23 protein-coding genes and 1 tRNA gene are annotated in these 23259 nt (G+C 60.4%); 8 read left to right on the top strand and 16 right to left on the bottom strand.

The features are described 5' to 3' along the window. Positions 1–5: 5 nt before the first annotated feature. The 4 genes from CYD26_RS18650 to CYD26_RS18665 are packed head-to-tail and all read right to left on the bottom strand — an operon-like array spanning position 6 to position 3698. Positions 6–923 (bottom strand): biotin-dependent carboxyltransferase family protein, encoded by a 918-nt coding sequence (locus CYD26_RS18650; RefSeq protein WP_102053295.1) that lies wholly within the window; start codon positions 921–923, stop codon positions 6–8. Beyond that, on the bottom strand, positions 920–1624 hold the full coding sequence (pxpB, locus tag CYD26_RS18655; RefSeq protein ID WP_099773830.1) for a 5-oxoprolinase subunit PxpB: 705 nt from the start codon (positions 1622–1624) through the stop codon (positions 920–922). The genes CYD26_RS18650 and pxpB overlap by 4 nt, the downstream gene beginning before the upstream one ends. Next, on the bottom strand, positions 1621–2394 hold the full coding sequence (locus tag CYD26_RS18660) for a 5-oxoprolinase subunit PxpA (protein WP_102053296.1): 774 nt from the start codon (positions 2392–2394) through the stop codon (positions 1621–1623). The genes pxpB and CYD26_RS18660 overlap by 4 nt, the downstream gene beginning before the upstream one ends. Positions 2395–2411: 17 nt before the next feature. Continuing rightward, entirely contained in the window at positions 2412–3698 is a 1287-nt protein-coding gene (locus CYD26_RS18665; protein ID WP_102053297.1) for an MFS transporter, read from the bottom strand. A gap of 153 nt (positions 3699–3851) precedes the next feature. Here CYD26_RS18665 and CYD26_RS18670 point away from each other — a divergent pair, with 153 nt between their 5' ends. After that, positions 3852–4763: a LysR family transcriptional regulator gene (locus tag CYD26_RS18670; protein WP_102053298.1), complete on the top strand. Its 912-nt coding sequence runs from the start codon at positions 3852–3854 to the stop codon at positions 4761–4763. On the opposite strand, the gene CYD26_RS18675 is transcribed toward CYD26_RS18670, so the two are convergent. From CYD26_RS18675 to CYD26_RS18685, 3 genes are read right to left on the bottom strand one after another with little or no spacing between them, the layout of a single operon-like run. Next, positions 4760–5281 (bottom strand): DUF2937 family protein, encoded by a 522-nt coding sequence (locus CYD26_RS18675; protein ID WP_065759264.1) that lies wholly within the window; start codon positions 5279–5281, stop codon positions 4760–4762. The two genes, CYD26_RS18670 and CYD26_RS18675, sit on opposite strands and share 4 nt — an antisense overlap. 8 nt (positions 5282–5289) lie before the next feature. Next, positions 5290–6066 (bottom strand): class II glutamine amidotransferase, encoded by a 777-nt coding sequence (locus tag CYD26_RS18680; protein WP_065759263.1) that lies wholly within the window; start codon positions 6064–6066, stop codon positions 5290–5292. A gap of 27 nt (positions 6067–6093) precedes the next feature. After that, positions 6094–6579, bottom strand: coding sequence for an MFS transporter (locus tag CYD26_RS18685; RefSeq protein WP_065759262.1), 486 nt, complete (start codon positions 6577–6579; stop codon positions 6094–6096). A gap of 109 nt (positions 6580–6688) precedes the next feature. Here CYD26_RS18685 and CYD26_RS18690 point away from each other — a divergent pair, with 109 nt between their 5' ends. After that, on the top strand, positions 6689–8740 hold the full coding sequence (locus tag CYD26_RS18690) for a S9 family peptidase (protein WP_102053299.1): 2052 nt from the start codon (positions 6689–6691) through the stop codon (positions 8738–8740). 48 nt (positions 8741–8788) lie between these two features. On the opposite strand, the gene CYD26_RS18695 is transcribed toward CYD26_RS18690, so the two are convergent. Then, a complete protein-coding gene (locus CYD26_RS18695; RefSeq protein WP_065759260.1) occupies positions 8789–9067 on the bottom strand; it encodes a hypothetical protein in 279 nt (92 codons plus the stop codon). A gap of 128 nt (positions 9068–9195) precedes the next feature. On the opposite strand from CYD26_RS18695, the gene CYD26_RS18700 reads away from it, so the two are divergent. Next, positions 9196–9567, top strand: a complete 372-nt coding sequence (locus CYD26_RS18700) for a YajD family HNH nuclease (protein WP_065759259.1) — start codon at positions 9196–9198, stop codon at positions 9565–9567. A 60-nt stretch (positions 9568–9627) separates the two neighbouring features. Continuing rightward, the gene (locus tag CYD26_RS18705; protein ID WP_065759258.1) at positions 9628–10098 is read left to right on the top strand and encodes an RNA methyltransferase; all 471 of its coding nucleotides are present in this window, start codon (positions 9628–9630) and stop codon (positions 10096–10098) included. Between the two features lie 3 nt (positions 10099–10101). Here the strand turns inward: CYD26_RS18705 and CYD26_RS18710 are convergent, their stop codons facing one another. Beyond that, positions 10102–11319: a hypothetical protein gene (locus CYD26_RS18710; RefSeq protein WP_102053300.1), complete on the bottom strand. Its 1218-nt coding sequence runs from the start codon at positions 11317–11319 to the stop codon at positions 10102–10104. A gap of 50 nt (positions 11320–11369) precedes the next feature. After that, positions 11370–11819: a YcgN family cysteine cluster protein gene (locus CYD26_RS18715; protein ID WP_065759256.1), complete on the bottom strand. Its 450-nt coding sequence runs from the start codon at positions 11817–11819 to the stop codon at positions 11370–11372. Positions 11820–11971: 152 nt separating this feature from the next. Between CYD26_RS18715 and CYD26_RS18720 the strand changes: the two genes are divergently transcribed. Further along, a complete protein-coding gene (locus CYD26_RS18720) occupies positions 11972–12565 on the top strand; it encodes a nitroreductase family protein (protein ID WP_065759255.1) in 594 nt (197 codons plus the stop codon). A 60-nt stretch (positions 12566–12625) separates the two neighbouring features. On the opposite strand, the gene CYD26_RS18725 is transcribed toward CYD26_RS18720, so the two are convergent. From CYD26_RS18725 to CYD26_RS18740, 4 genes are all read right to left on the bottom strand, one after another. After that, complete coding sequence (locus CYD26_RS18725) at positions 12626–13558, bottom strand: D-2-hydroxyacid dehydrogenase (protein ID WP_065759254.1); 933 nt, start codon at positions 13556–13558, stop codon at positions 12626–12628. Between the two features lie 81 nt (positions 13559–13639). Beyond that, a complete protein-coding gene (locus tag CYD26_RS18730) occupies positions 13640–13933 on the bottom strand; it encodes a YcgL domain-containing protein (protein ID WP_065759253.1) in 294 nt (97 codons plus the stop codon). Beyond that, positions 13930–15063 (bottom strand): ribonuclease D, encoded by a 1134-nt coding sequence (gene rnd / locus CYD26_RS18735; RefSeq protein WP_065759252.1) that lies wholly within the window; start codon positions 15061–15063, stop codon positions 13930–13932. Before rnd ends, CYD26_RS18730 begins: the two co-directional genes overlap by 4 nt. 69 nt (positions 15064–15132) lie before the next feature. Then, positions 15133–16764 carry a phosphoethanolamine transferase gene (locus tag CYD26_RS18740; RefSeq protein WP_065759251.1) on the bottom strand — a complete coding sequence of 544 codons (1632 nt, stop codon included), beginning with the start codon at positions 16762–16764 and terminating at the stop codon, positions 15133–15135. A gap of 288 nt (positions 16765–17052) precedes the next feature. On the opposite strand from CYD26_RS18740, the gene CYD26_RS18745 reads away from it, so the two are divergent. Beyond that, on the top strand, positions 17053–17292 hold the full coding sequence (locus tag CYD26_RS18745) for a YdcH family protein (RefSeq protein WP_065759250.1): 240 nt from the start codon (positions 17053–17055) through the stop codon (positions 17290–17292). A gap of 178 nt (positions 17293–17470) precedes the next feature. On the opposite strand, the gene CYD26_RS18750 is transcribed toward CYD26_RS18745, so the two are convergent. Further along, positions 17471–20488, bottom strand: a complete 3018-nt coding sequence (locus CYD26_RS18750) for an FAD-binding and (Fe-S)-binding domain-containing protein (protein WP_065759249.1) — start codon at positions 20486–20488, stop codon at positions 17471–17473. Between the two features lie 151 nt (positions 20489–20639). Between CYD26_RS18750 and CYD26_RS18755 the strand changes: the two genes are divergently transcribed. Together CYD26_RS18755 and CYD26_RS18760 are read left to right on the top strand one after the other, a co-directional pair. After that, positions 20640–21539, top strand: coding sequence for a LysR substrate-binding domain-containing protein (locus CYD26_RS18755; RefSeq protein WP_065759248.1), 900 nt, complete (start codon positions 20640–20642; stop codon positions 21537–21539). Between the two features lie 284 nt (positions 21540–21823). Then, positions 21824–23050: a DUF3422 domain-containing protein gene (locus CYD26_RS18760; protein WP_065759247.1), complete on the top strand. Its 1227-nt coding sequence runs from the start codon at positions 21824–21826 to the stop codon at positions 23048–23050. A gap of 87 nt (positions 23051–23137) precedes the next feature. Here the strand turns inward: CYD26_RS18760 and CYD26_RS18765 are convergent. Further along, a tRNA-Ser gene (locus tag CYD26_RS18765) sits at positions 23138–23227 on the bottom strand. Positions 23228–23259 lie beyond the last annotated feature (32 nt).

The following is a 23259-nucleotide window of genomic DNA, read 5'->3' on the forward strand; positions in this document are numbered from 1 at the left end:
GGCATTCACTCAAACTGACGCAGAAACGCCAGCTGCTGCTCGTATGCCTGTACCTGCAGCACCGGCCTGAAGGTGACGACGTTTCCAGGCAGGCACTGTGCCAGTCGTGCCAACGCCAACGGCGTCAGTGCGCCAAGGCGCGGGTAGCCGCCAATGGTCTGCCGATCGTTGAGCAGCACAATGGGCTGACCGTCAGGCGGTACCTGCACCGCGCCCAAGGGAATGCCCTCGGAAATCATCGGTTCTCCCTGGTACTGCAAGGCTGGGCCAAGCAAGCGAATACCCATCCGGTCGGCGCGACGATCAAGTGCCCACGCTGAGTTGAACGCATCGAACAAGCTCTGGCCACTGAAGTCGCCAATCTGTGCGCCCAGCACCATATCCAGTGGTGCATTGCTGCGCAGGTCGGGGCGCTGCTGAACAGGAACTTCCCGTGGGCCTGAGGCCACGCCCGCGTAGGTCAGGTACTCACCCTCGGCCAAGGGCGCCCCAAAACCGTCAAGGCCACCCAACCCTTCACGTACCACGCAAGCACAGCTTCCCAACACCAACGGCGCGACAAAGCCTGCTGGTGCTGCCAGGTAAGCCCGCGCCCCCGACAATGGCTGGTTGAAGCGTAAGCGCTGGCCTTTTCTCATCGTGAAGCTGCGCCATGGCGCCAGCGGTTGGCCATCGAGCCGTGCATCCAGGTCGGCACCCGCCAGCGCCAGGCAAGCGTCCTGTTCTGCAATCAGGCTGAATCCACCCAAGGCGATTTCAACCACCGGGGCATCAAAGGCATTACCCAATAGCCAGTTGGCCCAGCGCATCGACACCCAATCCAGCGCTCCGCCCTGAGTGACACCCAAATGGCGCACGCCAAAACGCCCGGCATCCTGCAAGAGACACAATGGCGTGCTGGCCTCAATCATCAGTCGGCTCATGCCTGCACCTCCAATGGCGTATCGTCACCACCCAGGCGCATGAACGTCGCATGATCGACGGACACAAAACGCACCCGATCACCAGGCTGCAACAGGCTGTAGCCCTCACGATCACGGTCAAACAGCGCGCTTGGCGTACGCCCGATCAGGTTCCAGCCCCCTGGCGATACGGCCGGGTAGGCCGCGGTCTGGCGCTCGGCGATCCCCACGCTGCCGGCTGCCACGCGCTTGCGCGGGGTTGCCAGACGCGGGCTCGCCAGGCACTCATCAACCAACCCCATAAAGGCAAAACCCGGCGCAAAGCCCAACGCGAACACCTGATACTCGCGCTCACTGTGCAATCGAATCACCTCAGCCGGCGACTTGCCAATGCGCTGAGCCAGCACTGTCAGTTCCGGACCGACACTGGGGTCATACCACACCGGTATTTCATGACGCCGACCAGCACTGCCGGGGTCAGGCTGCACATGCGCCAGCGCCTGTTCAATGCAGCTGCGCGCCTCAGTGGGGGACATCTGCAGCAGGTCGAACTGCACCATCAACGTGGTGTAGGACGGCACCAGGTCCACAAGACGCCCGCCAAAGGCGGCCTGCAACCGCTGACGTGCCGCCAGCATCCAGGGCATGTTGGCTTCATCAATGACATCGAACAACCGCACCATCAGGCTGTCGACAGCGACCACTTCGATCCGCAGCTTCATGACGTCACCAGCGCATCGAGGGCCTGACGGATCTGCCGTACAGCCGCCACCGAGCTGTCGTTATCGCCATGCACGCAAAGCATCTGGGCCTTGAGCAGCACCGGGCTGCCATCACTGGCCGTTAGCGCCTCGCCGCGCGCCAGGCGCAGCGCCTGCTCGACAATCCGCGCGGGGTCATGATGCACAGCCCCCGGCAACCGCCGCGACACCAGCCGACCGTTTGGGTCGTAAGCCCGATCCGCAAATGCCTCGAACCACAACGTCACACCATACTCGCGGCCCAACGCCACTGCCTCGCTATCATCGGCAGTAGCCATCAGCATCAAGGGCAATTGCTGATCGTAGGCAACAACGGCCTCCAGCACTGCGCGCAACGTTCGCGGATCGGCCATCATGTCGTTATAGAGCGCCCCATGGGGCTTGATGTAGGCCACCCGGGTGCCTTGCGCCCGGCAAATCCCCTCCAGCGCACCCACCTGGTAGAGCAGCAGGTCGCGAACTTCCTCGGCGCTACAGGCCATGGAACGGCGACCAAACCCCACCAGGTCCGGATACGCCGGGTGGGCGCCAATGGTCACGCCATGGGCAACGGCCAAGGCCACAGTCTTGCGCATGATTCCTGGGTCGCCGGCATGAAAGCCACAGGCGATGTTGGCGCAGTCGATAAAGGGCATGACCTCGGCATCCAGGCCCATGGTCCAGCTACCAAAGCTCTCACCCATGTCGCAATTGAGTAACAGGCGGCTCACACGCGTTGCTCCTTCGTCCATCTCTTCTGGCCCCTACCTTAACGCGCTTCAAGTTCTTTGCCGCGCGTTTCTGGCAAGCTCAATGCTGCCAGGATCACTACGCCATACGACACTGCGGCAAAACCACCAATTCCAAGGCTCAACGGGACTTTCTGGCTAAGCAGGCCGATCAGCAACGGAAAGAATGCCGCCAGCGCCCGACCGATGTTGTAACAGAACCCCTGCCCCGAACCACGAATGCGCGTCGGAAAGAGTTCGGTCAGAAACGCCCCCATACCGCTGAAGATACCTGAAGCGAAGAAACCCAGTGGAAAACCCAGCCAGAGCATCACACCATCACTGACCGGGATCTGGGTGTACAACAGCACGATCACGAACGAGCCGACGGCAAAGAGAATGAAGTTCTTTTTACGCCCCAACAGATCAGTGAGGTACGCGCTGATCACATAGCCGACGTAAGAGCCGAAAATCACCATGGCCAGGTAGCCACCCGTTCCCAGCACACTCAGGCCGCGTTCGTTCTTGAGGAACGTTGGCAACCACGACGTGATGGCGTAATAGCCGCCCAGCGCACCGGTGGTCAGCAGCGATGCCCGCAAGGTAATCGAGCGCATGCCCGGAGCAAAAATTTCGTAGAAGTGCGACGGTGCTTCTGCTGATTCAACCGCCTTGGCCGCACGGTAGACCTCAGGGTCCTTGACCAGGCGACGAACGAAAATCACAAATACCGCTGGAACCAGCCCGAGCAGGAACAATGCGCGCCAGGCATCTTCGGCTGGCAGCAACGAGAACAGCACAGCGTAGAGGATTGCTGTCAGCCCCCAACCGATGGCCCAACCGGACTGCACCATGCCTACGGCCTTGCCCCGATCCTGGGCACGGATGACCTCACCGATCAGCACCGCCCCAGCAGTCCACTCGCCGCCGAAGCCGAAGCCCATCAAGGTCCGAGCGATCAGCAATTGCTCGTAGTTCTGGGCAAAGCCACATAGAAAGGTGAAGAACGCAAACCAGAGCACCGTCAACTGCAAGGTACGGACCCGGCCAATACGGTCAGAAAGAATCCCGGCAATCCAGCCGCCCAACGCTGACGCGATCAGGGTAGAGGTATGAATCAGGCCCGCCTCGGCAGTGGTGATCCCCCACAGCGCGATCAATGTCGGGATCACGAAGCTGAGCATCTGGGTATCCATGCCATCAAGGCCATAGCCGATCTTGCAGCTCCAGAATGTTCGACGCTCTTGCTTGTTGATGTTGCGGTACCAGGCAAATGGCCCGGCCACATCACTGCATTTGACCTGTTGCTGCACGCCAGATGGGTTCATGCTTGCCTCAGCTTGTTGGTATTGTTTTTAAGGCGACGCTCTGTGTCGCAGCCTGGCGAACATTTTTTGACGTCAGGCAGGTGCCCGTCCAACGAGAAAAAGCTGCGGTCTGGCATAAGAAAAATTTGATTGCCCTGCTTGAGCGAGCCTGCAATGAATCTCAAATTCCTCGAAACCTTCGTCTGGGTGGCCCGCCTGAAGAGCTTTCGCCTGACGGCCGAAAAACTCTTCACCACGCAGGCCTCGATCTCCAGCCGTATTGCTGCACTGGAAGCAGACCTCGGGGTGCGGCTGCTGCTACGTGACTCACGCGGCGTCAGCCTGACGCCCGAAGGCAGTAAGGTGCTGGAATATGCCGAACAGATGCTGGGCACCGCCAAGGCCCTGAGGCAATCGCTGGACAGCAACCGAGCCAAGGTCGGACGCATACGCCTGGGGGTGATGGACACGGTCATTCACACCTGGATGAGTACCCTGGTGTCGGAGTTGATGGAGCATTACCCGCAGGTCGAAATCGAGCTGGTCGCCGACACGGCACTCAACCTGCGCGAGCAACTGCAGAAGGGCTTCCTCGATGTCATCCTTCAGACCGACCTGCTCCGCGAAGCCTCAATCCGCAGCCTCGACCTGGCGCGGTATCCCATGGGCTGGATCGTCGCCAGTCAATCGATCTACAACCGGGCATACACCTCACTGGCTGACCTGGCCCGTGAGCGCATCGTCACCTTCTCAAAGAACTCGCGCCCCCACCAGGAAGTCTTGAGCCTGTTGCAGGCGGAAGGCGTCAGTACGCCTCGGCTGAACTGCGTGAACTCCGTGGCCGCCATCACACGCCTGCTGCGCGACGGGTTCGGCATCGGCGCCTTACCGCCGGCACTGGTCAGCGAAGAACTGGCACGGGGCGAACTCAGCCAACTGCACCTTGAGCGACAACCGCCAAGCCTTGAACTGGTGGTAGCCTGGCAAACCGGGGTGCAATGGACGGACGAGGTCGTCGCCCTGTGCCGTAACGTGCTCGAGCGTTATGCCAGCCATGCCGGAGCGCAGCACATCGTGCTGGTTTAACGCCAGCTCGGCTGCACCGGCTTGCGCCGCCCGCCCAGCAATACCCAGCCGATCAACAACAGTAAGCTCTCCAGCAGCAATGCCGGTAACAATGCGCACCCCAGGCCCCAGGCAATCGCCTCGGGAACCAGCAAGACCTGATAGCTGTAGCCCTTCAGTGTTTCGTCGCGTAACTGAGCATCGGCAGCCACCAGCACATGCCAGGTACGGGCCAGCCACGGCCCCTGCAGGATCTGCCATTCGCCCTCAAGCAGGCGGTTGCGGCCGAGCAGGCTATCGATACTGTCTGCATCACTGCGGAACACCGGGTCGTCACTGGCCCGGTAATGCCGCACCAAGGCCTGCAGATCGCCGTTGAAGAAACGTTGAGCCGTCTGCTCAAAGCCCTTTAGCCCTTCACGCGACTCCAACAGATGGGCCTGCACCCGCTGGCTGTAGTCATTGATCAAACCGGGCACCTGCACACCCAACAGCAAACCGCAGGTGAACAACAACAGCCGCAAGTAGCTCCTGAGCATGATGATCCTTATTCCGTCCGGCCTTGAGCGATACATTCCCCGCGCCGCCAAAGCCCCCACTGCCCGGGCTCATAACGGTGCCAGGTTTCGTTCTCGGTCAGCGCTTCGGTGGCGATGACCGTGACAACGTCATTGGGTGTTGTTTCAGCCTGAAAGTCGACGATCATGTCGACATCTTTCAAACGGGCCGGGCCGAAAGGCGCGCGCCGGGTGATATGCACCAGTTTGGTCGAGCAATAGCAGAACAGCCAGTCACCATCGCTGAGCAGGCCATTGAACACGCCCTTGCTGCGATACTCATCGCACGCAGCAACCAGCACCGGCAGCAGTTGCTCGACGTCGACCGGCTCCGGGAACGCCTCGCGCACGCGGTTAAGCAAATCGCAAAACGCCGCTTCGCTGTCGGTATCACCCACCGGACGGTAGAAGGTCCTCAAGGCCTGGAAGCCCGCCAACTGGCCGTTGTGGGCAAAGCACCAGTTGCGCCCCCACAGCTCACGAACGAACGGGTGGGTATTGGACAGGCAAACCTTGCCGACGTTGGCCTGGCGAATATGCCCGATGACCACCTCACTCTTGATCGGGTAGCGCTGTACGAGGTTGGCCACTTCCGACTCACAACTTGCCGCTGGGTCCTGAAACAGTCGCAGGCCGCGGCCCTCGTAAAAACCGATACCCCAGCCATCGCGGTGAGGGCCAGTGCGGCCACCGCGCTGCATAAGCCCTGTGAAGCTGAAAACGATATCAGTCGGCACATTGGCGCTCATGCCCAACAATTCACACATGCTCGGTTCTCGCTTCTGAGGCAGGCGTTAGAGGCGTGGTTCAACCCGTAGCGAACCACTGCTGGCTGGTGGCTCGTTGCGGTAGCGGCCAGGGTCGGAGCTGGTGAACGGTTGGTCCTGCTCTTCAAGCGCGTTGGCACGCTGCTGGGCAGCCGCTTCGGCAGCTTCACGGCGAGCACGGGCGTTGCGCTCCAGCGGCCAGCGCACCAGTACGAACAGCAGATAGGCGACAAAGGCAAACATGCCGTACATGGCCAGGTCAGACGCGGCGCGCAGCACATTACTACCCACCTTGAAGGCCAGGTCCAGGGCACTGATGGCAATGGCCGGTGCGAACAGGTCACGGCCAGGATCGACAATGGTCGGGGTGAACAGCAACACCGCGACGGCCACCCGCAGTGGCTCGCGCAGCCAGCGCCACATCCAGCGAGTCAGGCGAAACCAAACCAACAGGCAGCCCAAGGCTGCGAAGGCATAAAGGCCCCAGGCGAGCAGATAATCGTTCTCGGTCATGACGTCCGTGGCAAGCTAGGCAAATAGACGCTTATGATAACGATTTTTCCGCGTGCCGGCGCCCCCTGTCTGAGACGGCCTCGCCGCCGATCTGCCAAGAGAACTTCCAATGCCCACCGTTTCCCCCGTTTCCAACGCCCCCGTGGCCCATAAAGCTGCCGGCAGCGACCCTTATGCCTGGCTGCAGGAACGTGACACGCCTGAGGTCATGGCCTATCTGGAAGCCGAGAATGCCTATCAACAGGCGCAGCTCGCTGACCAGGCCGAGCTGCGCGAACAGCTGTTCCAGGAGATCAAGGGCCGGATCAAGGAAACCGATCTGTCGCTGGCCTCGCCATGGGGACCGTACCTTTACTACACCCGCACCACCGCCGGCGACGAGTACCCCCGCCACTACCGCTGCCCACGCCCGGCTGACGACTCGCCGACCGTAGACGAAAGCCGCGAAGAACTGCTACTCGACCCCAACAGCCTGGCCAATGGCGGCTTCCTGTCGCTGGGCGCGTTCAATGTCAGCCCCGACCACCAGCGCCTGGCCTACAGCCTGGATACCAGCGGCGACGAGGTTTACACCCTGTACGTCAAAGAACTGAGCAACGGCGCCGTCCAGGCACTGCCGTTCGACGACTGCGACGGCAGCATGACCTGGGCCAACGACAGCCAGACACTGTTCTTTGCCGAACTGGACGACACCCACCGCCCCTACAAGCTGCTGCGTCATCGCCTGGGCAGCACTCAGGCCGAAACGGTGTTCGAGGAGGCTGACGGACGTTTCTTTCTGAACTGCTACCGTTCAAGCTCCGAACGTCAACTGGTCCTGCTGCTCAACAGCAAGACCACCAGCGAAGCCTGGGTGCTGGATGCCGATCACCCGCAAGCGAACTTCACGTGCCTGGCGCCACGCGTCGAAGACCATGAGTACTACCCTGACCACGGCCAACTTGACGGTGAATGGCATTGGTTTATCCGCAGCAACCAGCACGGCATCAATTTTGCGCTGTTCCACGCAGTGGCCGACAGCATCCCGACACGCGACCAGTGGCAGGTGCTGGTACCCCATCGCGAGCAGGTGATGCTCGAAGGTTTCAGCCTTAATGCCAGCGCCCTGACCCTGAGCCTGCGTGAAGGCGGCCTGCCGATCATCGAAGTGCAGCCTCAAGGTCGTGCTGCCTACCGCGTCGAACTGCCCGATGCCGCCTACAGCCTCTACGTGCAGGACAGCCTGGAGTTCACCAGCACACGAGTCCGCCTGCGCTACGAGGCACTCAATCGCCCGGCACAGGTCAGGCAGCTGGAGCTGGCAAACGGTGCGCAACAGGTCCTCAAGCAGACCCCCGTACTGGGCCCGTTCGATGCTGACGACTATGTCAGCCAGCGCCTGTGGGCTACCGCCGCCGACGGTACACGCGTGCCGATCAGCCTGGTTCAACGTCGCCAGGACGTCGGCAAGCCCGTTCCGCTGTACCTGTATGGTTACGGCGCCTACGGCGAAAGCCTCGACCCCTGGTTCTCTCACGCTCGCCTGAGCCTGCTTGAACGCGGCGTGGCCTTTGCCATCGCCCATGTACGTGGCGGCGGCGAGTTGGGCGAAGCCTGGTACCGTGCAGGCAAGCAGGAGCACAAAGGCAATACGTTCAGCGATTTCATCGCCTGTGCCGAGCACTTGATTGCCAGCAACGTCACCCATGCCGAGCAGTTGGTCATCAGTGGTGGCAGTGCTGGCGGCCTGCTGATCGGGGCGGTACTCAACCAGCGCCCGGAACTGTTCAAGGCTGCCATCGCCGAGGTGCCTTTCGTCGACGTACTCAACACCATGCTCGACCCGGATCTGCCATTGACCGTTACCGAGTACGACGAGTGGGGCAACCCTGAAGAGCCAGCCGTCCATGAGCGGATCAAGGCCTACGCACCGTATGAGAACGTCAAGGCTCAGGCGTACCCCGCACTGCTGGTGATTGCAGGCTACAACGACAGCCGCGTGCAGTATTGGGAAGCCGCCAAATGGGTGGCGAAGCTGCGGGTAACCAAGACCGACGACAACCTGCTGCTGCTCAAGACCGACCTGGGCGCAGGCCATGGCGGTATGAGCGGTCGCTACCAAGGGCTGCGCGATGTAGCGCTGGAGTACGGTTTTGTCTTCAAGGTGCTGGGCCTGGCGTAACGCCGTTTTTGACTGCCGCACCACGCCTGAGCAAAGCCGCCCATCGACCTAGTCCTTGGTCGGCTTGTCGACGTCTGGCGCGGGGGTCAGCCCCGGTAGTGGCTGATCTTTCGGCGGGTTCGGCAGCGGCATCGGTGGCAACAACGGCGAACCGCTGCGGCTATCGCCAGCCTTGGGGATACTTGGTGGTGCCACCTGCGGGTATGGGGTCGGCGTTGGCGTTCCCGGCGCTCCCGGAACGGGCGCGATAGGCCGTGGTTGCAGGTCCTGGGCTGAAGCAGCCCCCAGGGTAGTCAGGACCATTACTGCTGCAATCAGATAGCGCATACCAGTGCTCCTTCGGGCCGTTTGTCTAAAGGCTACGCCTAAGACAGCAAATGCGCCTGCCCGATTCCCTTGGCAAACAGCTAAACTCAAGGGCATAACCGTAACAAGCCCGATAAAAAGGTACCTCCATGAGCTCGGCAACACCCTCCTCCGCCACCGCACGTCTGGACCGCATCCTCGCCGATGCCAAACGCGACCGTGAAATGGGCTATCGCGACAAGGCCCTGAAGATGTACCCGCATGTCTGTGGACGCTGTGCCCGTGAGTTCTCCGGCAAGCGCCTGAGCGAGCTGACCGTGCATCACCGCGACCACAACCACGATAACAACCCCCAGGACGGCTCGAACTGGGAGCTGCTGTGCCTGTTCTGCCACGACAACGAACACGCACGCTATACCGACCAGCAGTACTTCAGCGAAGGGTCGACCAGCAGCCCGACGATCGCCAAGGCAACCCATAACCCGTTCGCCGGGCTGGCGAGCCTGCTGAAAAAAGACTGATCGTCCCCGCCTGTGCCGGCAAGCCCGTATAATCGTGTTTTTTCTCAAGGGCCCCGGCACGTGGCGAACAAACGGTACAGCTGCATAGGACTGTTCAACCCCAAATCTGCAGAAAACGTCGGCTCAGTCATGCGCGCGGCAGGCTGCTATGGCGTCAACTCGGTGTTTTACACGGGCAAACGCTATGAACGCGCCCGCGACTTCGTCACCGATACCAAGCGCGTACATTACGACATCCCACTGATCGGCATCGACGATCTGCAGAAAATCATTCCCTTGGGCTGCACGCCCGTTGCGGTGGAGTTGGTCGAGGGCGCCCGCCCGCTGCCGACCTACACCCACCCGGATCGGGCCATCTACATTTTCGGCCCTGAAGACGGCTCCCTCGACCAAAGCGTGCGCGACTGGTGCGAAGAAACCATCTACATACCGACCGAGGGCTGCATGAACCTGGCAGCCACTGTGAACGTGGTGCTCTACGACCGCATGGCCAAAGGCAACAACACCCGGTCCGGGCCAAAATTCAAGTAACGACTAGTCCAGCAATTTGGTTTGCAGCACCTTCGACGAACCACCCAGCACACTCTCGCTGAGCTGAACGAACTCCTGGGTGCTGACGCTGTTCAGGCGCATCATGGCCCGGCTCACGTCATCCAATGAGCGCTGGTTGTGGGTCTGCAAACGGATTTCCCGGTCCAGTGCCTGCAACAGCAGCACGGCGCGTGCAATGGTCGGCCCATCGACCTGGGCACCACGCAGGCTGGTGACCTTGGCTGAGGCCTTGGTCAAGCTGTCCTGCAGCACTTGATAACGGTCATCGGCCAGCCCACCGGAGCGGCGCAGCAATTCAATGCTGTAGTACTCGGCCAGCCCCTCACCTATCCAGTCACTGTGCTGGATGTCGTTGACCCCGGCGAAGGCCCGCACCAGCTCACGCAACAAGGGGCTGCTGCCGCTCTCGCTCACCAACGGCCGGCTGCTGTGAGTGTAGATCGAGTTGTTTGCAGCGCGCGTACCGCGCCAGAGTTGATCATGGCCACCGACGATCAGCAGTTTGGGCGGATTGCGCGGAAACACGGCTTGCAACTGCGGCCATACGAACGTCAGCAGCGTCAGGGTGTCAAGACGGCGCATACCCTGCCCTTTCGGGGCGGCTACCGTGACCTCGGTATCCCCGAGTCGGCTGCGACGGCTACCGATGTTGCCCGCCAGCATCCACCCTGTCGGACGGTCAAACAACCTGGAAACCTGGTCGATGCGGAAGCGATTCTTGCCGATGCGTGGCCAGGCAGTTTCGACACTCTTCCAGCCGCTGGGCAGTTCAAAGGTCAGACGCGCCACCAATTCGGTACCGTCCTGTTGATCCAGACGTGCGGGTGGTACCAGGTCATCACCACGAAGCAGCGCCCAGTTCGGGGTGATTCGACTGTCGTACATGCCGCCCTTGAGCCGGTGATCCAACTGCACCTTGTAGGTCAGGCTGGACTTGCCCGCCGCCGGCTGCCACAGGCCACGCCGACCGTTATCCTTGAGTTGCCACTGGCCTTCACCCTTGAATTCGCTGTAGTTGCCCAGGGTACCCAGATCGAAATCCAGGCTTCGCACTACGGCCCCATCGGCCAGGGTCAGGCTGACCAGCGCCAGACCCGTCTGCGGCAATAATTGGACGTGATAATCCAGATCGACTTTCTTGGCCCAGGCGGGCGCACTCGACAGCAGCAGGGCCAGCACCCAAAGGTAACGCACACGCATAACGACTCCTTGCAACGACACCATGCCGCGCCCCAGCGCGCTTGTACGCCTCAACTGGCGCGAAAGATCAGATAGTCTTCCCAATCATCCTCAGCCACCGTCGTCTCACTGAGCATTCGGCCGGACTGGGAAATACGCTGTTTATGCACCTGCTCGCGATCACCACACACCAGGTAGTGCCACTGCGGCAAGTCCTGCCCCTCGCTGACCAGGCGATACGCACAGGTTGGCGGTAGCCATTTGAACTGGTCGGCCGTTCCCGGCGTGAGTTGGATGCAGTCAGGCACCTGCTCAAAGCGATTCGGGTAGTCGCGGCACTGGCAGCTCTTCAGGTCCAGCAGTTTGCACGCAATACGCGTGTAGTAGACGCTGTTGTCGTCTTCATCTTCGAGCTTTTGCAGGCAACACAGACCACACCCATCGCACAGCGACTCCCACTCCTGGCGGTCAAGTTGCTCGAGGGTTTTGCGCATCCAGAAGGGGGCGGCGTTAACAGCCATCGTGTCAGGTTCCTGTTTCAATTCATGTGCAGCGGCGCGGCGGCGCCAGTCTAGGTCGTGTCATCACTCATTGCCAGACCGCTTGTCAGCGCTGACTCGGCACAGTAGTTTGAGCCCACTTGTCATTTCTCAATCCCGTCAGGAACGCCTCCATGAGCGCCAATCCCCGTGTTGCCGACTATGCCATCAACGATCAGTTCATCCAGCGCTGGTCGCCTCGCGCCTTCACTGCCGAGCCGATCAGCGAAGAAACCCTGCTGAGCTTCCTGGAAGCAGCCCGCTGGGCGCCGTCGGCCTACAACTCACAACCCTGGCGGTTCCTTTACGCGCGCCGTGACACGCCAAACTGGGAGCGCTACCTGGGCCTGCTCAACGAATTCAACCGCAGCTGGGCACAACACGCGTCGGCCTTGGTGATTATTGCCTCCAAGACCACCTTCACCGCCCCTGGCGCCAGCGAAGAAACCCCGGCACTGTGGCATACCTTCGACACCGGCTCGGCCTGGGGCCACCTGGCCCTGCAAGCCAGCTTGAGCGGCTGGTACACCCATGGCATGGCCGGTTTCGACCAGGCCCTGACCCGCAAAGAGCTCAAGATCCCTGAAGGCTATGACCTGCATGCCGTCGTGGCGATTGGCAAGCTGGGCGACAAGGCCAGCCTGGCTGAAGGCCTGCAAGCCCGCGAAGTCCCCAGCCCACGCCGCCCGCTGAGCGAGTTGGCCGCCGAAGGCGACTTCAGCCTGTAAGCACGGCGCTTGCCAGGTGCTGGGCAACCGTGCGGCCCAACACCTGCAGGACGCGATCCATCAGTAGCCGCGGTTGAAATCCACTTCGCCGCGCAGCGCTTCACCGGCTCGATAAGCCTTCAGGTTCTCAACGAACAACTGCACCATCGCCTCTGGCGAGGTCGGTGCCGAACTGTGTCCCGTCAGCAACAACCCCAGGGCTGTCCAGAACGGGTGGCGCTGCGGCAGAGGCTCCTGGCGACAAACGTCGATGACCGCGCCCGCCAAATGCCCCTTCTCCAACGCCTTGACCAGATCGGCATCCACCACCGCCACACCACGCCCGGCATTGATGAACAATGCATACGGATTGAACCGGGCAAACAATGCTGCGTTGTAGAGATCATGGGTAGCCGGCGTATCTGGCAACAGGTTGATCACATAGTCAGCCTCGCCAACCAGCCGGCCGAGGTCATTCAATCCCGCCACCTCGATAAACGGTGCCTGCTCACGCGCCTGGCTGGCAACGCCATACAGCTTGACGCCAAAGGGCAACAGAAACTCCGCAACCCGCTGACCAATGTCGCCGGTGCCGACAATCAATACGCGCCGACCTTCCAGCGTACGTCCGGGGCGACCATCCCATTTACGTTCTACCTGGCTGACCAGCCGGGCCAGCACCTCACGTTCATGGACCAGCATGTAGGTCAGCACATACTCAGCCATGACCTGGCCAAAAATCCCTACCGCCCGCGTCAGGCGGTAATGGCGAGGCAGTTCATTGGCGAGCAGTGGTGTAATACCCGCCCAGGTCGACTGCAGCCATTGAGGCTGGTGCCCTTGGCGCAACAGGCTCGCCAACAGATCAGGTTGCCCTAGCCACACGGGGCAATCTGCAGCCTGACGCGCCAGCTCGGCGGAGTCACCACTGGTCAGAACCTCCAGGTCCGGAGCCCTCTCACGCAACAGACGAGCGTAAAGGGCATGATCCTGTTCGGCGATCAGAACACGCATGTTTTATACAACCTTGCAGAAGCGCTGAATGCGGCCAAACACGATGGCATGGCCGCACTCAGGGGATGTTCAGGGCAGCAATCAGACGGGGTCGTTGCGACGCAGCAACTCTTCGGGCAAGTGCTCGATGTACTCATCTTCTGCGGGCGGCATCTGCAGGTGATAGCCCTGCTGATCGAGGTTTTCCAGCACCTTGGCGATGTCCTCACGGGCCAGCTTGCGCTCGGGTGTCAGCACCAGGTCGAAGGCATGCAAAGGGGTTCCAAAAAACGGCAGCAAGCCTTCAGGCACACGCTCCAGGCCATCAGCCTTGAGTACGTAGAGGTACATTTCGTTCTTGCGTGGGCTTTTGTAGATCGAACAGATTCGTTTCATCGTTGTTCTCCGGCACCGGCGAGGCAGTCAAGCAGCGCCTGGCCCATCCGCTCGCGGCGCCAGCCGCGCAGGGAGTCGGGCAGTTGATAGGGGCCATTGGGAAAACCGCTCTTGAGCAGGGCTTCCAGGGTTTTCTTGCGCAGCATCAGCTCTGGGGCAATACCCAGGCGCTCGGCTTCAGCCTGACCGATGGCACGTAGTTGCTTGAGCACCCCCGAGGCTTCGATTGGCAACGGCTCAGGCAAGGCCGGTGGCCATTCGGCGGGCGCAATGCTTGCGGCCTGTTTGATCAGAGCGAGCAGGAACTCACCATCCTGGCGAATGGTACGGGGGTGCATATCCTCGATTTTCGCCAACGCCGAGAGGTTGTCGGGCTGGGTCCGGGCAAGCGGCCACAAGGATGGCTCACGCAGAATCCGGTTGCGTGGCAGATCACGCGCGCGCGCCTCTCGCTCACGCCAGGCACACAGCTCACGCATGACGGCCAGTTGCTGGCGAGACAGCTTCCAGGCCAGCTTGGCTTCGCGGTACAACTCGTACGGGTCGGTTTCGCGGCGCATCTGCGCAACCAGCTCCGCACCATCGTCCAGTACCCAGGCGTACTTGTCATCCGACAACCGCGGACGCAGGCGCTCGTAAAGCTCAGCGAGGTGCACGGCATCTTCGGCCGCATAGCTGACCTGGGTTTCCGACAACGGACGCTGCAACCAGTCAGAGCGGGTTTCACCCTTGGGCAGGTCAATGCCCAACACCTCCTGAACCAGCCGCGAGTAGCCCATGGAGAACCCCAGGTTGAGGTACCCCGCGGCCAACTGCGTGTCGAACAAGGGCGCAGGCAAGCTACCGGTCAAGCGCATCAACACTTCAAGGTCTTCGCTGCAGGCATGCAGCACCTTGGTCACCTGCTGATCTTCAAGCAGGCGCGCCAGCGGCTGCCAGTCACCAATCTGTAGGGGATCGATCAAGAAAGCCCGTGCCCCATCACCAACCTGGATCAAACCGGCTTTGGGATAAAAGGTATCAACCCGCATAAACTCGGTATCGAGCGCCACGAAGGGCAGTTGCTGCCACTGCAGGCAGTGCTCGGCCAGGCTGCGGTCGTCGCAAATCCAGTGAATATCGATGGCCACAAGGCTCTCCCACAAACAATGGCCCGCAGTATATACAACGCGGGCCACCGTCGGGAAACGGTACGACCGTCAGCGGCTCGTCACCTGGCGGCAACCGGCAAACAGATCAAGATCAGGCTTGTACACGCCACTTTGAACCTGCAGCAAACCAAGCATCGAATGGAACAGGTTGTCCTGGCTCAGCGGCTGGCTGCTGCTCTTGGCAAGGCAGGCCGTATCGACAGCAAAACTGTGCTGATAACCCTCGGAGAACCACGCCAGCATCGGCACATGTTTCTGTTGCTCCGGTGCCAGCATATAGGGGGTGCCATGCAGGAACAGGTTGTATTCACCCAGCGATTCACCATGATCGGACAGGTAAATCATTGCGGTATCCACTTTGTCTGACTTGCTGCGCAGGATATCGATCAGCGATGCCAGGACATGGTCGGTATAGACCAACGTGTTGTCATAGGCATTGGTGATGCTTTCACGGCTACAGGTGTTCAGTGCGTTGCTCTGGCACACAGGCGTAAACCGCTCATAGGCTTTCGGATAACGCTTGTAGTATTCAGGCCCGTGGCTGCCCATCTGGTGCAGCACCAGTACGGTGTCCTGCTGCAGATTGTCGAGGGAAGCCTCCAACCCCTTGAGCAGGATCTCGTCATGGCACTCGCTGTCGGCGCACAACGCCGGGTCCTGAAGGTTGCTGACATCCTCGAACACCACCCGATCACAGGTACCTTTGCACCCAGACTGGTTGTCACGCCAGCGCACGACAAGCCCGGCACGCTGAAGCACATCCAGCAGCCCTTCACGGCGCTTGGCCTCACTGGCCGAGTAATCCTTGCGGGTCATTCCCGAGAACATGCAAGGCACCGACACCGCAGTCTCGGTACCACACGAGGTTACATTATTGAATGCAATCAGGCCGGCCTCACGGCTCAACTGCGGGGTGGTATCACGCCCATAACCCAGCAGGCCAAAGTCTTCCGCACGAGCGCTTTCGCCAACAACCAGTACGGTCAACGACTTGCGTGGATGCTGCTGCCAGGACGATGCCAGGTGCGCATCTTCACCATACTTCTGGAAGGGCTTGACCGCAGAACCTGCGCGCTCACTCAGCAAACCGAACGACGCCCCCACATAGTTGCTGGGCACGATCATCAGACGCAGTTCATGGTGATTGCGAAACAGCGAAGAAAGGCCCTGATAATTGAGCAACGCAACACCGCCCAGCGCCGCAACACAGCCCACGCTGACGACCAGCTTGCTGAGCAGTTCACGGTGCCAGGCACGGTACTGAATCGGGGTCTTGATCAGCAGGAATGACGGCACACCGCCCAACAGCAAGACGTATGCAAGCCACTTCAGAGACAGCAGGTCACGTACTTCTGTCGCATTGGTCTCAACAGCATTGCGCAACATGCCCACGTCGATCAGCACACCGTACTGATTCATGAAGTACGCAACGCTGGCACTGATCATGAACAGCGCAATCAGTACAGGCTTCAGCACAGCTTTGAAGGCCAGAAACGTCAGGATCAGATTGAAGGCGCACAGCAGCATCAATGCGAAGGCCATGCGCAGCAGCATGCCTTGCCCGTCGCCCTGAATGATCGTGAACAGGTGCTGCCAAAGCGTGAAGTTGAATCCGAACAGCAGATACAAACTAGCGATCAGTGTGACCCATTCTGGACGCAGCGGCTTTACCTTGAACATGAGACTTCGCTTGAAAAGTAATTCGAGAGAGTGCGCGTTGGCACGGCTTTAAAACTGCCGAAACTCTAGGCGCCGCCTCATAAAACTTTCGTGAAAAAGATGGCAACAAAGGGTTTGATGCCTTTTTGCCAGCCAGCCTCATACACGCTGCACTTCCTGCCAGGACAAGGCATTGCAGCGCATCAGGATTGAGAAATACGGCTACAGACCAGCCCTGCCACAGAACCTGGCAAAGACGGCTATCCTCATAACTCAAGCCCTTACTCAGTAGCCCGCAGAGGTGGAGACATGCCGGTTAAGCACGATTTGCTCGCAGACCTTAATCTGACCAAGGAAGCGTTCGATGCCCTCAGGAAAACCGACCCACAACTCGACCGACTGCATGAAAGGTACAATGCCAAGGATGCCGAAGTCGTCGTGGCAGAGGGCAATGGCGCCTCGGATGACCGGGTCACCCAGCTTCGCAAGGAGCGACTGAAACTCAAGGATGACATTGTTGCTCACGTGCAAAAAGGCAAACCCAACTGAGTACGCAGGAGGGAAAGCCATTGTTCAACGTCGACTGACACCCGCTCTCTGATGGAGCGGCTTGAGGTGAGTCGCTCCCGATACGATTGAGGTCGCCATGCTGGCGACCTCAATAGACATTCTTCTGCAGCCCCTCCTGATGCAGGGTGGAGCAACAAGAGGGGCTCTCTACTCGCTCTTAACGACAGAGGTGCTGCAACACCACCTCCAGAGGATGCCGTAACGTGCGGTCGGCCATGCGTTTGACCTGGCTGCGGCAGGAGTAGCCTGTTGCCAACGCCTCACCCTGCTTGTCCAGTTTACCGGCCCAGGACTGCTCAAAGATCGTCCGCGAGGTTTCCTGGTTACGAGCTTCGTGGCCGTACGTACCCGACATGCCGCAGCAGCCGGTCGCCTCGGTGACCAGTTTCAGCCCCAGACGAGCAAATACCTGCTCCCACTGCCGGGTACTGGCCGGAACGTTGGTCTTCTCGGTGCAGTGAGCCAGCAAGCGGAAGGTCTCCGGGTTGGAAACGGCCCGCTCAGGTAGCGCGTCAATCAACCATTCCTGTGGCAGCGCAACCTTCGGGCACTCACTCAAGCCCGGGACCTTCTGATATTCCTGCCGGTAGACCAGCGTCATGGCCGGGTCCAGGCCGATCAAAGGCACACCGCAATCGGCCAGAACCTTGAGTTGGCTGGCATTGCGAATCGCCGCCTTGGCGAACGCGCCGAGAAAACCCTGAACGTGCAATGGCTTGCCATTGGCACTGTAGGGCGCCAGGAATACCCGATAGCCCAACCGATAAGCCAACTCAATGAAAGACGCCAGCAACGGTGTTTCAAAGTAACGGGTGAAGGCATCCTGCACCAGCACGATACTGCGCTCGCGCTGCGCCGGCGTCAGTTCGCGCAGCGCCGGAACACTGGCCGGCCGGACATTGCAACGGGTCAGCGTCGCCTGCAGGTTGTAGCGACTGATCAGCGGGCTGTCGAGCATGCCGACATGACGCTCCAGCAGTCGGCTGACCCATTGCGAACCCATCACCCAGTTGTACAGCCCTGGCGCATAGGCCATGTACGGGATCGTGAACTCCAGCGAACCAATCAGGTAATCGCGCAGTGGCCGCTGATAGCGACCATGGTAGAGCTCGAGGAAGCGCGAGCGAAACTCCGGCACATTGACCTTGATCGGGCACTGCCCCGCGCAGGACTTGCACGCCAGGCAGCCGGCCATGGCGTCGTAGACCTCATGAGAGAAGTCCGCCTCACCCCGCTGGCGCGCCCGGTTGTTGCGCAGCCGGGCGGGCAACGTCTTGAGCCAGGAAGTTTTCTTTTTCGCTGCCGCCAGCACATCGATGTTGGCCGCACCCTGCAGGCGCAACCACTCACGAATCAGCGAAGCACGGCCTTTAGGTGAATGCTGACGCTCGCGGGTAGCTTTCCAGGACGGGCACATGGCGTCGTTGGGGTCAAAGTTGTAGCAGGCGCCATTGCCGTTGCAATGCATGGCGCTGTCGAAGCTCTGCCAGACCCGCTCGTCAATCTGCCGGTCCAGGTCACCGCGCAGTGTCACCTCGTCAACCTTGAGCAGGCTCTCGCTGCTGTCCGGCGTACAGATCTTGCCGGGGTTGAGTTGGTTGTACGGGTCAAATGCGCCCTTGAGCGCCTGAAGCGCCGGGTATAGCTCGCCAAAAAAGCTCGGTACGTACTCCGAGCGCAAGCCCTTGCCGTGCTCACCCCAGAGCAGGCCACCATAACGCTGGGTCAGCGCCGCCACGGCATCGGAAATCGGCTTGACCAGTGCCGCCTGGGCAGGGTCTTTCATGTCCAGCGCCGGTCGAACGTGCAGCACGCCAGCATCGACATGCCCGAACATGCCATAGGCAAGGCCATAGCTGTCCAGCAAGGCGCGGAACTCGGCGATGTAATCGGCCAACTGCTCAGGCGGCACGGCGGTGTCTTCGACAAACGGCTGCGGGCGCACTTCACCTTCAACGTTGCCAAGCAAACCCACCGAGCGCTTGCGCATGGTATAGACACGGGTCACCGCCTCGGCACCTTCGGCCAGGGTATGGCCCAAACGCTCGATACTGGTGTCAGCCTGCAGGTGTTTGACGAACGCCTGCACCCTGGCGTTCACTTCGCCCGGTTCATCACCACTGAACTCCACCAGGTTGATCCCCAGTGTCGGGCGCTCTGGGTCGGCAGGAAAGTACTCGGCAACGCTGTGCCAGACGATATCCTTCATGGCCAACAGCAACACCTTCGAGTCAACCGTCTCGATGGACAACGGCTTGTGGCTCAGCAACGCGTTTGCATCGCGCAAGGCGTCCATGAAGCTGCTGTAACGCACGTTGACCAGCACCGAATACTTGGGAATCGGCAACACGTTCAACTTGGCCTCTACCACGTAGCCCAAGGAACCTTCGGCGCCGCAGAGCACGCTGTTGAGGTTGAAGCGTCCCTGCTCGTCGCGCAGGTGTGCCAGGTCGTAGCCTGTCAGGCAACGGTTGAGCTTGGGGAAGGTCGACTCGATCAATTCAGCCTGGGTTTCATGGATCTGTCGGGCCATACGGTAAACCTCACCGCTGCGCCCGGCCTGTGCGCAGGCCTGATCCAACGCCTCATCATCGATGGGCCCGGTGTGCAATAGCTCGCCACCCAACAGCACGCTATGCAGCTCAAGTACGTGATCGCGAGTCTTGCCGTAGGTGCAACTGCCCTGCCCACTGGCATCCGTATTGATCATGCCGCCCACTGTGGCACGGTTGGAGGTGGACAGCTCTGGCGCAAAAAACAGCCCATGGGGCTTGAGGGCGGCGTTGAGCTGGTCCTTGACCACCCCCGCCTGAACCCGCACCCAGCGTTGCTCGACATTGATTTCGAGAATGTTGTTCATGTGCCGCGACAAGTCGACAACAATGCCATCGGTCAACGACTGGCCGTTGGTACCGGTGCCGCCGCCACGTGGCGTCAGCTTGACCTGCCGAAAGCGCGGCTCGGCCATCAACGCGGCGACACGCGCCACGTCCTCGGCATCCTGCGGGAATACCGCCGCCTGAGGTAAGCGCTGATAGATCGAGTTGTCGGTTGCCAGTACCGTACGGGTGGCGTAGTCGGCACTGATCTGGCCACGGAAGCCGGCAGCGCGCAACGCATCAAGGAAATCGGCATACAGGGTGGCCGGCGTGACACCAGTCAATCGGGCGATCATTGGGGATGGCCTCATTTATATCGGTTTAATCATGAATACCTGCTAAAACGGTATGGCTGGCACACCATCAGGTAGGGGATGATGACCATGATCCCGGAGCTTCAAGCCAGACACAAACGGATACTCACGCAGCCTTCGATGACTTTTACGAATGAATTACCGCAACCTCACCCCATCCATGTCCCTGCTGCTGGCCTTTGAGGCCGCTGCCCGCCACGAGAGCTACACCCGCGCAGCCGCAGAACTGTCGCTGACACAGAGCGCCGTCAGCCGCCAGGTCCAGATCCTGGAACGCCAATTGGGGGTGACACTGTTCCGTCGTGAAGGCCGCGCCGTCCAGCTCACCGATGTCGGACGTCTGTACCAGCGAGAAATCAGCGAAGCATTGGGCCGTGTGCGCAGCGCCACCCTGCACGCGATTGCCCATCAAGCCGGCGGCGGCAGCCTGCGCCTGGCGACCCTGCCAACCTTTGGCTCCAAATGGCTGCTTCCGCGCCTGCATGAGTTCTACCGCAGCCACCCCGAGGTACTGGTGCATATCAATTCGCGGATCGAACCCATCGACTTCGCGACCAGCGGTATCGACGCCGCCATCGTAGTCGCGGCCAGCGACCTGCCGGGGCTGATCTGCCACCGCCTGCATGCCGAAGAACTTATGGTGATCCTTTCGCCAACCCTGGCCGCCACACGGCCCTGCTGGACGCCCGAAGACATCAGCAAACAGGTGCTGCTCAGCGTCGCAAACAACCTCAACGCCTGGGGCGAGTGGTTCATCCACCATGGCCTGACGCATCAGGCCATGCGCCTGGGGCCGAGCTTCGAACTGACCTCGCACCTTATCCAGGCCGTGCGCGCCGACATCGGTATCGGCCTGGTACCCAGGATCCTGATTACCGACGAACTGGCCCGTGGCGAGCTGAGCAGCCCGGCGCTGCCTTACGCCAGTTCACGCAGCTACTACCTGGTGTACCCGCCACGTAACAAGGCCCTGCCCGCGCTACAGGCGTTCAGGGACTGGCTGCTGGATAACGCTGACATGCAGCTTCAATAGATCGCGGGCAACCCGTCACCCAGGCCGTTGTCAGCTTCAGTTCTGGAAACTCATCGCCCGCAACGGGTGACTCGGGCGCACATCAGCCTGTCCCAAGAACAGCAGCAGATTGATGCGCTGAAAAGCAGCCACGCATCAATCCTCAGCCCGATCATTGCTAACGAGTGAGGACACCAGGGGCGTGAGGTGCAGGTGAGTGAGCAGAACCTGACACAAGCACTGACCACCTTCGTCATCGGCATCATCGAAAGCGCCAAGAACAATTCCAAGATGGCTTGAACGACATGCACCCGCAAAGAAAGACCCTGCACAATGAGTTGCACGCCCGTCCGTCGCTGTATTTCGACGAGCCCGCGAACGTCTACCACCTGGCATTCCTCACCCACGAGGTGCCGTGCGACACCCTCCTGAGCAGCTTCTGCCGCGACCCCATCGATCCCGACACTGTTCAGGGCATCACCCAGCTAGAAGGTCACGCATTGAAATGGGAGCGGCACGCCGAGTTTCTGACCCTGACAGTGGTGGTGACCTCGTCCGACCCCGAACCTGGCTGGAACCCGCCGCCAAAGGCCCTCATGGACCGGGTTGCGCCTTACTTGCAGCAAATGATCAACGCCGTACAAATTGTGGTACGCGCCGATACGTCCTTTAACGGTGACCTTTCCAGCTTCGGTTTCAAAGACCCCTGCGGCTCTTGCATAGGTGGCGGCGATGCGGTGGTGTGGAGCGACTTCCGCTTGAGCGAAGATGGCACCAATCGCTTTCTGTTCGTGAACAAACGCCTGAATGCGTACCGTCAAGGGCGCATGATCCGGCGCCTGCTGGAAATCGAGACCTACCGCATGATGGCCTCGCTTTCACTCACCACCGCGAAAAACCTGAGTACTCAACTCAATACCTTCGACAGAACGCTGGTCAACCTCTCAGAGCGCAACGCCGGCGCCGAGACCGGCGATGCCAAGGCGCTGCTGGCCGACATCGCCAACCTGTCGGCACAAGTGGTCAGCAGTACCGCGAAAACCCGGCACCGCTTCAGCGCCACACAAGCCTATGCCCAACTGGTATTTGAGCGCTTGAGCGAACTACGGGAAAGCCATGTCGGAGACTGCCAGCGGCTCGGTATCTTCATCGAAAGACGATTCAAGCCCACCGTCAGGTACTGCGCAGTCACCGAACAACGCCTGGATCAACTGGCCAAAAGCGTCGCCAACCTCGGCGACCTGCTGCAAGCGCGCGTACAAGTCGAAATGGAGGAACAGAACGCGGAAATCCTCAAGAGCCTGAGCAATCGCGCGGATACCCAAATAAAAATTCAACGCGCGGTAGAAGGCCTGTCGATCATCGCCATCACCTACTACCTGCTGAGTCTACTCAAGCTGCTCTACTCGGGCGCACACACCCTGGGGCTGGAGATGTCCCCGAAAGAAGCCATGCTGACCATGAGCCCACTGGCCATCAGCATTCTCCTGCTCATCCTGATCCGGATAAAAAGAGCGAAGAGCGAGCATTGAAACCGCAGCGGCCTGAAAAAACGACACCCAAAAGCACGAAACCCCTGAAAGCTTTAACGCTTTCAGGGGTTTCGTGTACTTCATGTATGGCGGAGAGATAGGGATTTGAACCCTAGGTACTGTTGCCAGTACAACGGATTTCGAATCCGTCCCGTTCGGCCACTCCGGCATCTCTCCAGTGGCGCGCATGATACCAGCAGTTTGCCAAA

It is taken from the genome of Pseudomonas sp. FFUP_PS_473, assembly GCF_002858665.1.
Taxonomy (GTDB): Bacteria; Pseudomonadota; Gammaproteobacteria; order Pseudomonadales; family Pseudomonadaceae; genus Aquipseudomonas; species Aquipseudomonas defluvii.

Excerpts from the sequence above, each read along its gene's own strand:
- CYD26_RS18650 (WP_102053295.1), bottom strand. The coding sequence starts at position 923 with ATGAGCCGACTGATGATTGAGGCCAGCACGCCATTGTGTCTCTTGCAG.
- pxpB (WP_099773830.1), bottom strand. The coding sequence starts at position 1,624 with ATGAAGCTGCGGATCGAAGTGGTCGCTGTCGACAGCCTGATGGTGCGG.
- CYD26_RS18660 (WP_102053296.1), bottom strand. The coding sequence starts at position 2,394 with ATGGACGAAGGAGCAACGCGTGTGAGCCGCCTGTTACTCAATTGCGAC.
- CYD26_RS18665 (WP_102053297.1), bottom strand. The coding sequence starts at position 3,698 with ATGAACCCATCTGGCGTGCAGCAACAGGTCAAATGCAGTGATGTGGCC.
- CYD26_RS18670 (WP_102053298.1), top strand. The coding sequence starts at position 3,852 with ATGAATCTCAAATTCCTCGAAACCTTCGTCTGGGTGGCCCGCCTGAAG.
- CYD26_RS18675 (WP_065759264.1), bottom strand. The coding sequence starts at position 5,281 with ATGCTCAGGAGCTACTTGCGGCTGTTGTTGTTCACCTGCGGTTTGCTG.
- CYD26_RS18680 (WP_065759263.1), bottom strand. The coding sequence starts at position 6,066 with ATGTGTGAATTGTTGGGCATGAGCGCCAATGTGCCGACTGATATCGTT.
- CYD26_RS18685 (WP_065759262.1), bottom strand. The coding sequence starts at position 6,579 with ATGACCGAGAACGATTATCTGCTCGCCTGGGGCCTTTATGCCTTCGCA.
- CYD26_RS18690 (WP_102053299.1), top strand. The coding sequence starts at position 6,689 with ATGCCCACCGTTTCCCCCGTTTCCAACGCCCCCGTGGCCCATAAAGCT.
- CYD26_RS18695 (WP_065759260.1), bottom strand. The coding sequence starts at position 9,067 with ATGCGCTATCTGATTGCAGCAGTAATGGTCCTGACTACCCTGGGGGCT.
- CYD26_RS18700 (WP_065759259.1), top strand. The coding sequence starts at position 9,196 with ATGAGCTCGGCAACACCCTCCTCCGCCACCGCACGTCTGGACCGCATC.
- CYD26_RS18710 (WP_102053300.1), bottom strand. The coding sequence starts at position 11,319 with ATGCGTGTGCGTTACCTTTGGGTGCTGGCCCTGCTGCTGTCGAGTGCG.
- CYD26_RS18715 (WP_065759256.1), bottom strand. The coding sequence starts at position 11,819 with ATGGCTGTTAACGCCGCCCCCTTCTGGATGCGCAAAACCCTCGAGCAA.
- CYD26_RS18720 (WP_065759255.1), top strand. The coding sequence starts at position 11,972 with ATGAGCGCCAATCCCCGTGTTGCCGACTATGCCATCAACGATCAGTTC.
- CYD26_RS18725 (WP_065759254.1), bottom strand. The coding sequence starts at position 13,558 with ATGCGTGTTCTGATCGCCGAACAGGATCATGCCCTTTACGCTCGTCTG.
- CYD26_RS18730 (WP_065759253.1), bottom strand. The coding sequence starts at position 13,933 with ATGAAACGAATCTGTTCGATCTACAAAAGCCCACGCAAGAACGAAATG.
- CYD26_RS18740 (WP_065759251.1), bottom strand. The coding sequence starts at position 16,764 with ATGTTCAAGGTAAAGCCGCTGCGTCCAGAATGGGTCACACTGATCGCT.
- CYD26_RS18745 (WP_065759250.1), top strand. The coding sequence starts at position 17,053 with ATGCCGGTTAAGCACGATTTGCTCGCAGACCTTAATCTGACCAAGGAA.
- CYD26_RS18750 (WP_065759249.1), bottom strand. The coding sequence starts at position 20,488 with ATGATCGCCCGATTGACTGGTGTCACGCCGGCCACCCTGTATGCCGAT.
- CYD26_RS18755 (WP_065759248.1), top strand. The coding sequence starts at position 20,640 with ATGAATTACCGCAACCTCACCCCATCCATGTCCCTGCTGCTGGCCTTT.
- CYD26_RS18760 (WP_065759247.1), top strand. The coding sequence starts at position 21,824 with ATGCACCCGCAAAGAAAGACCCTGCACAATGAGTTGCACGCCCGTCCG.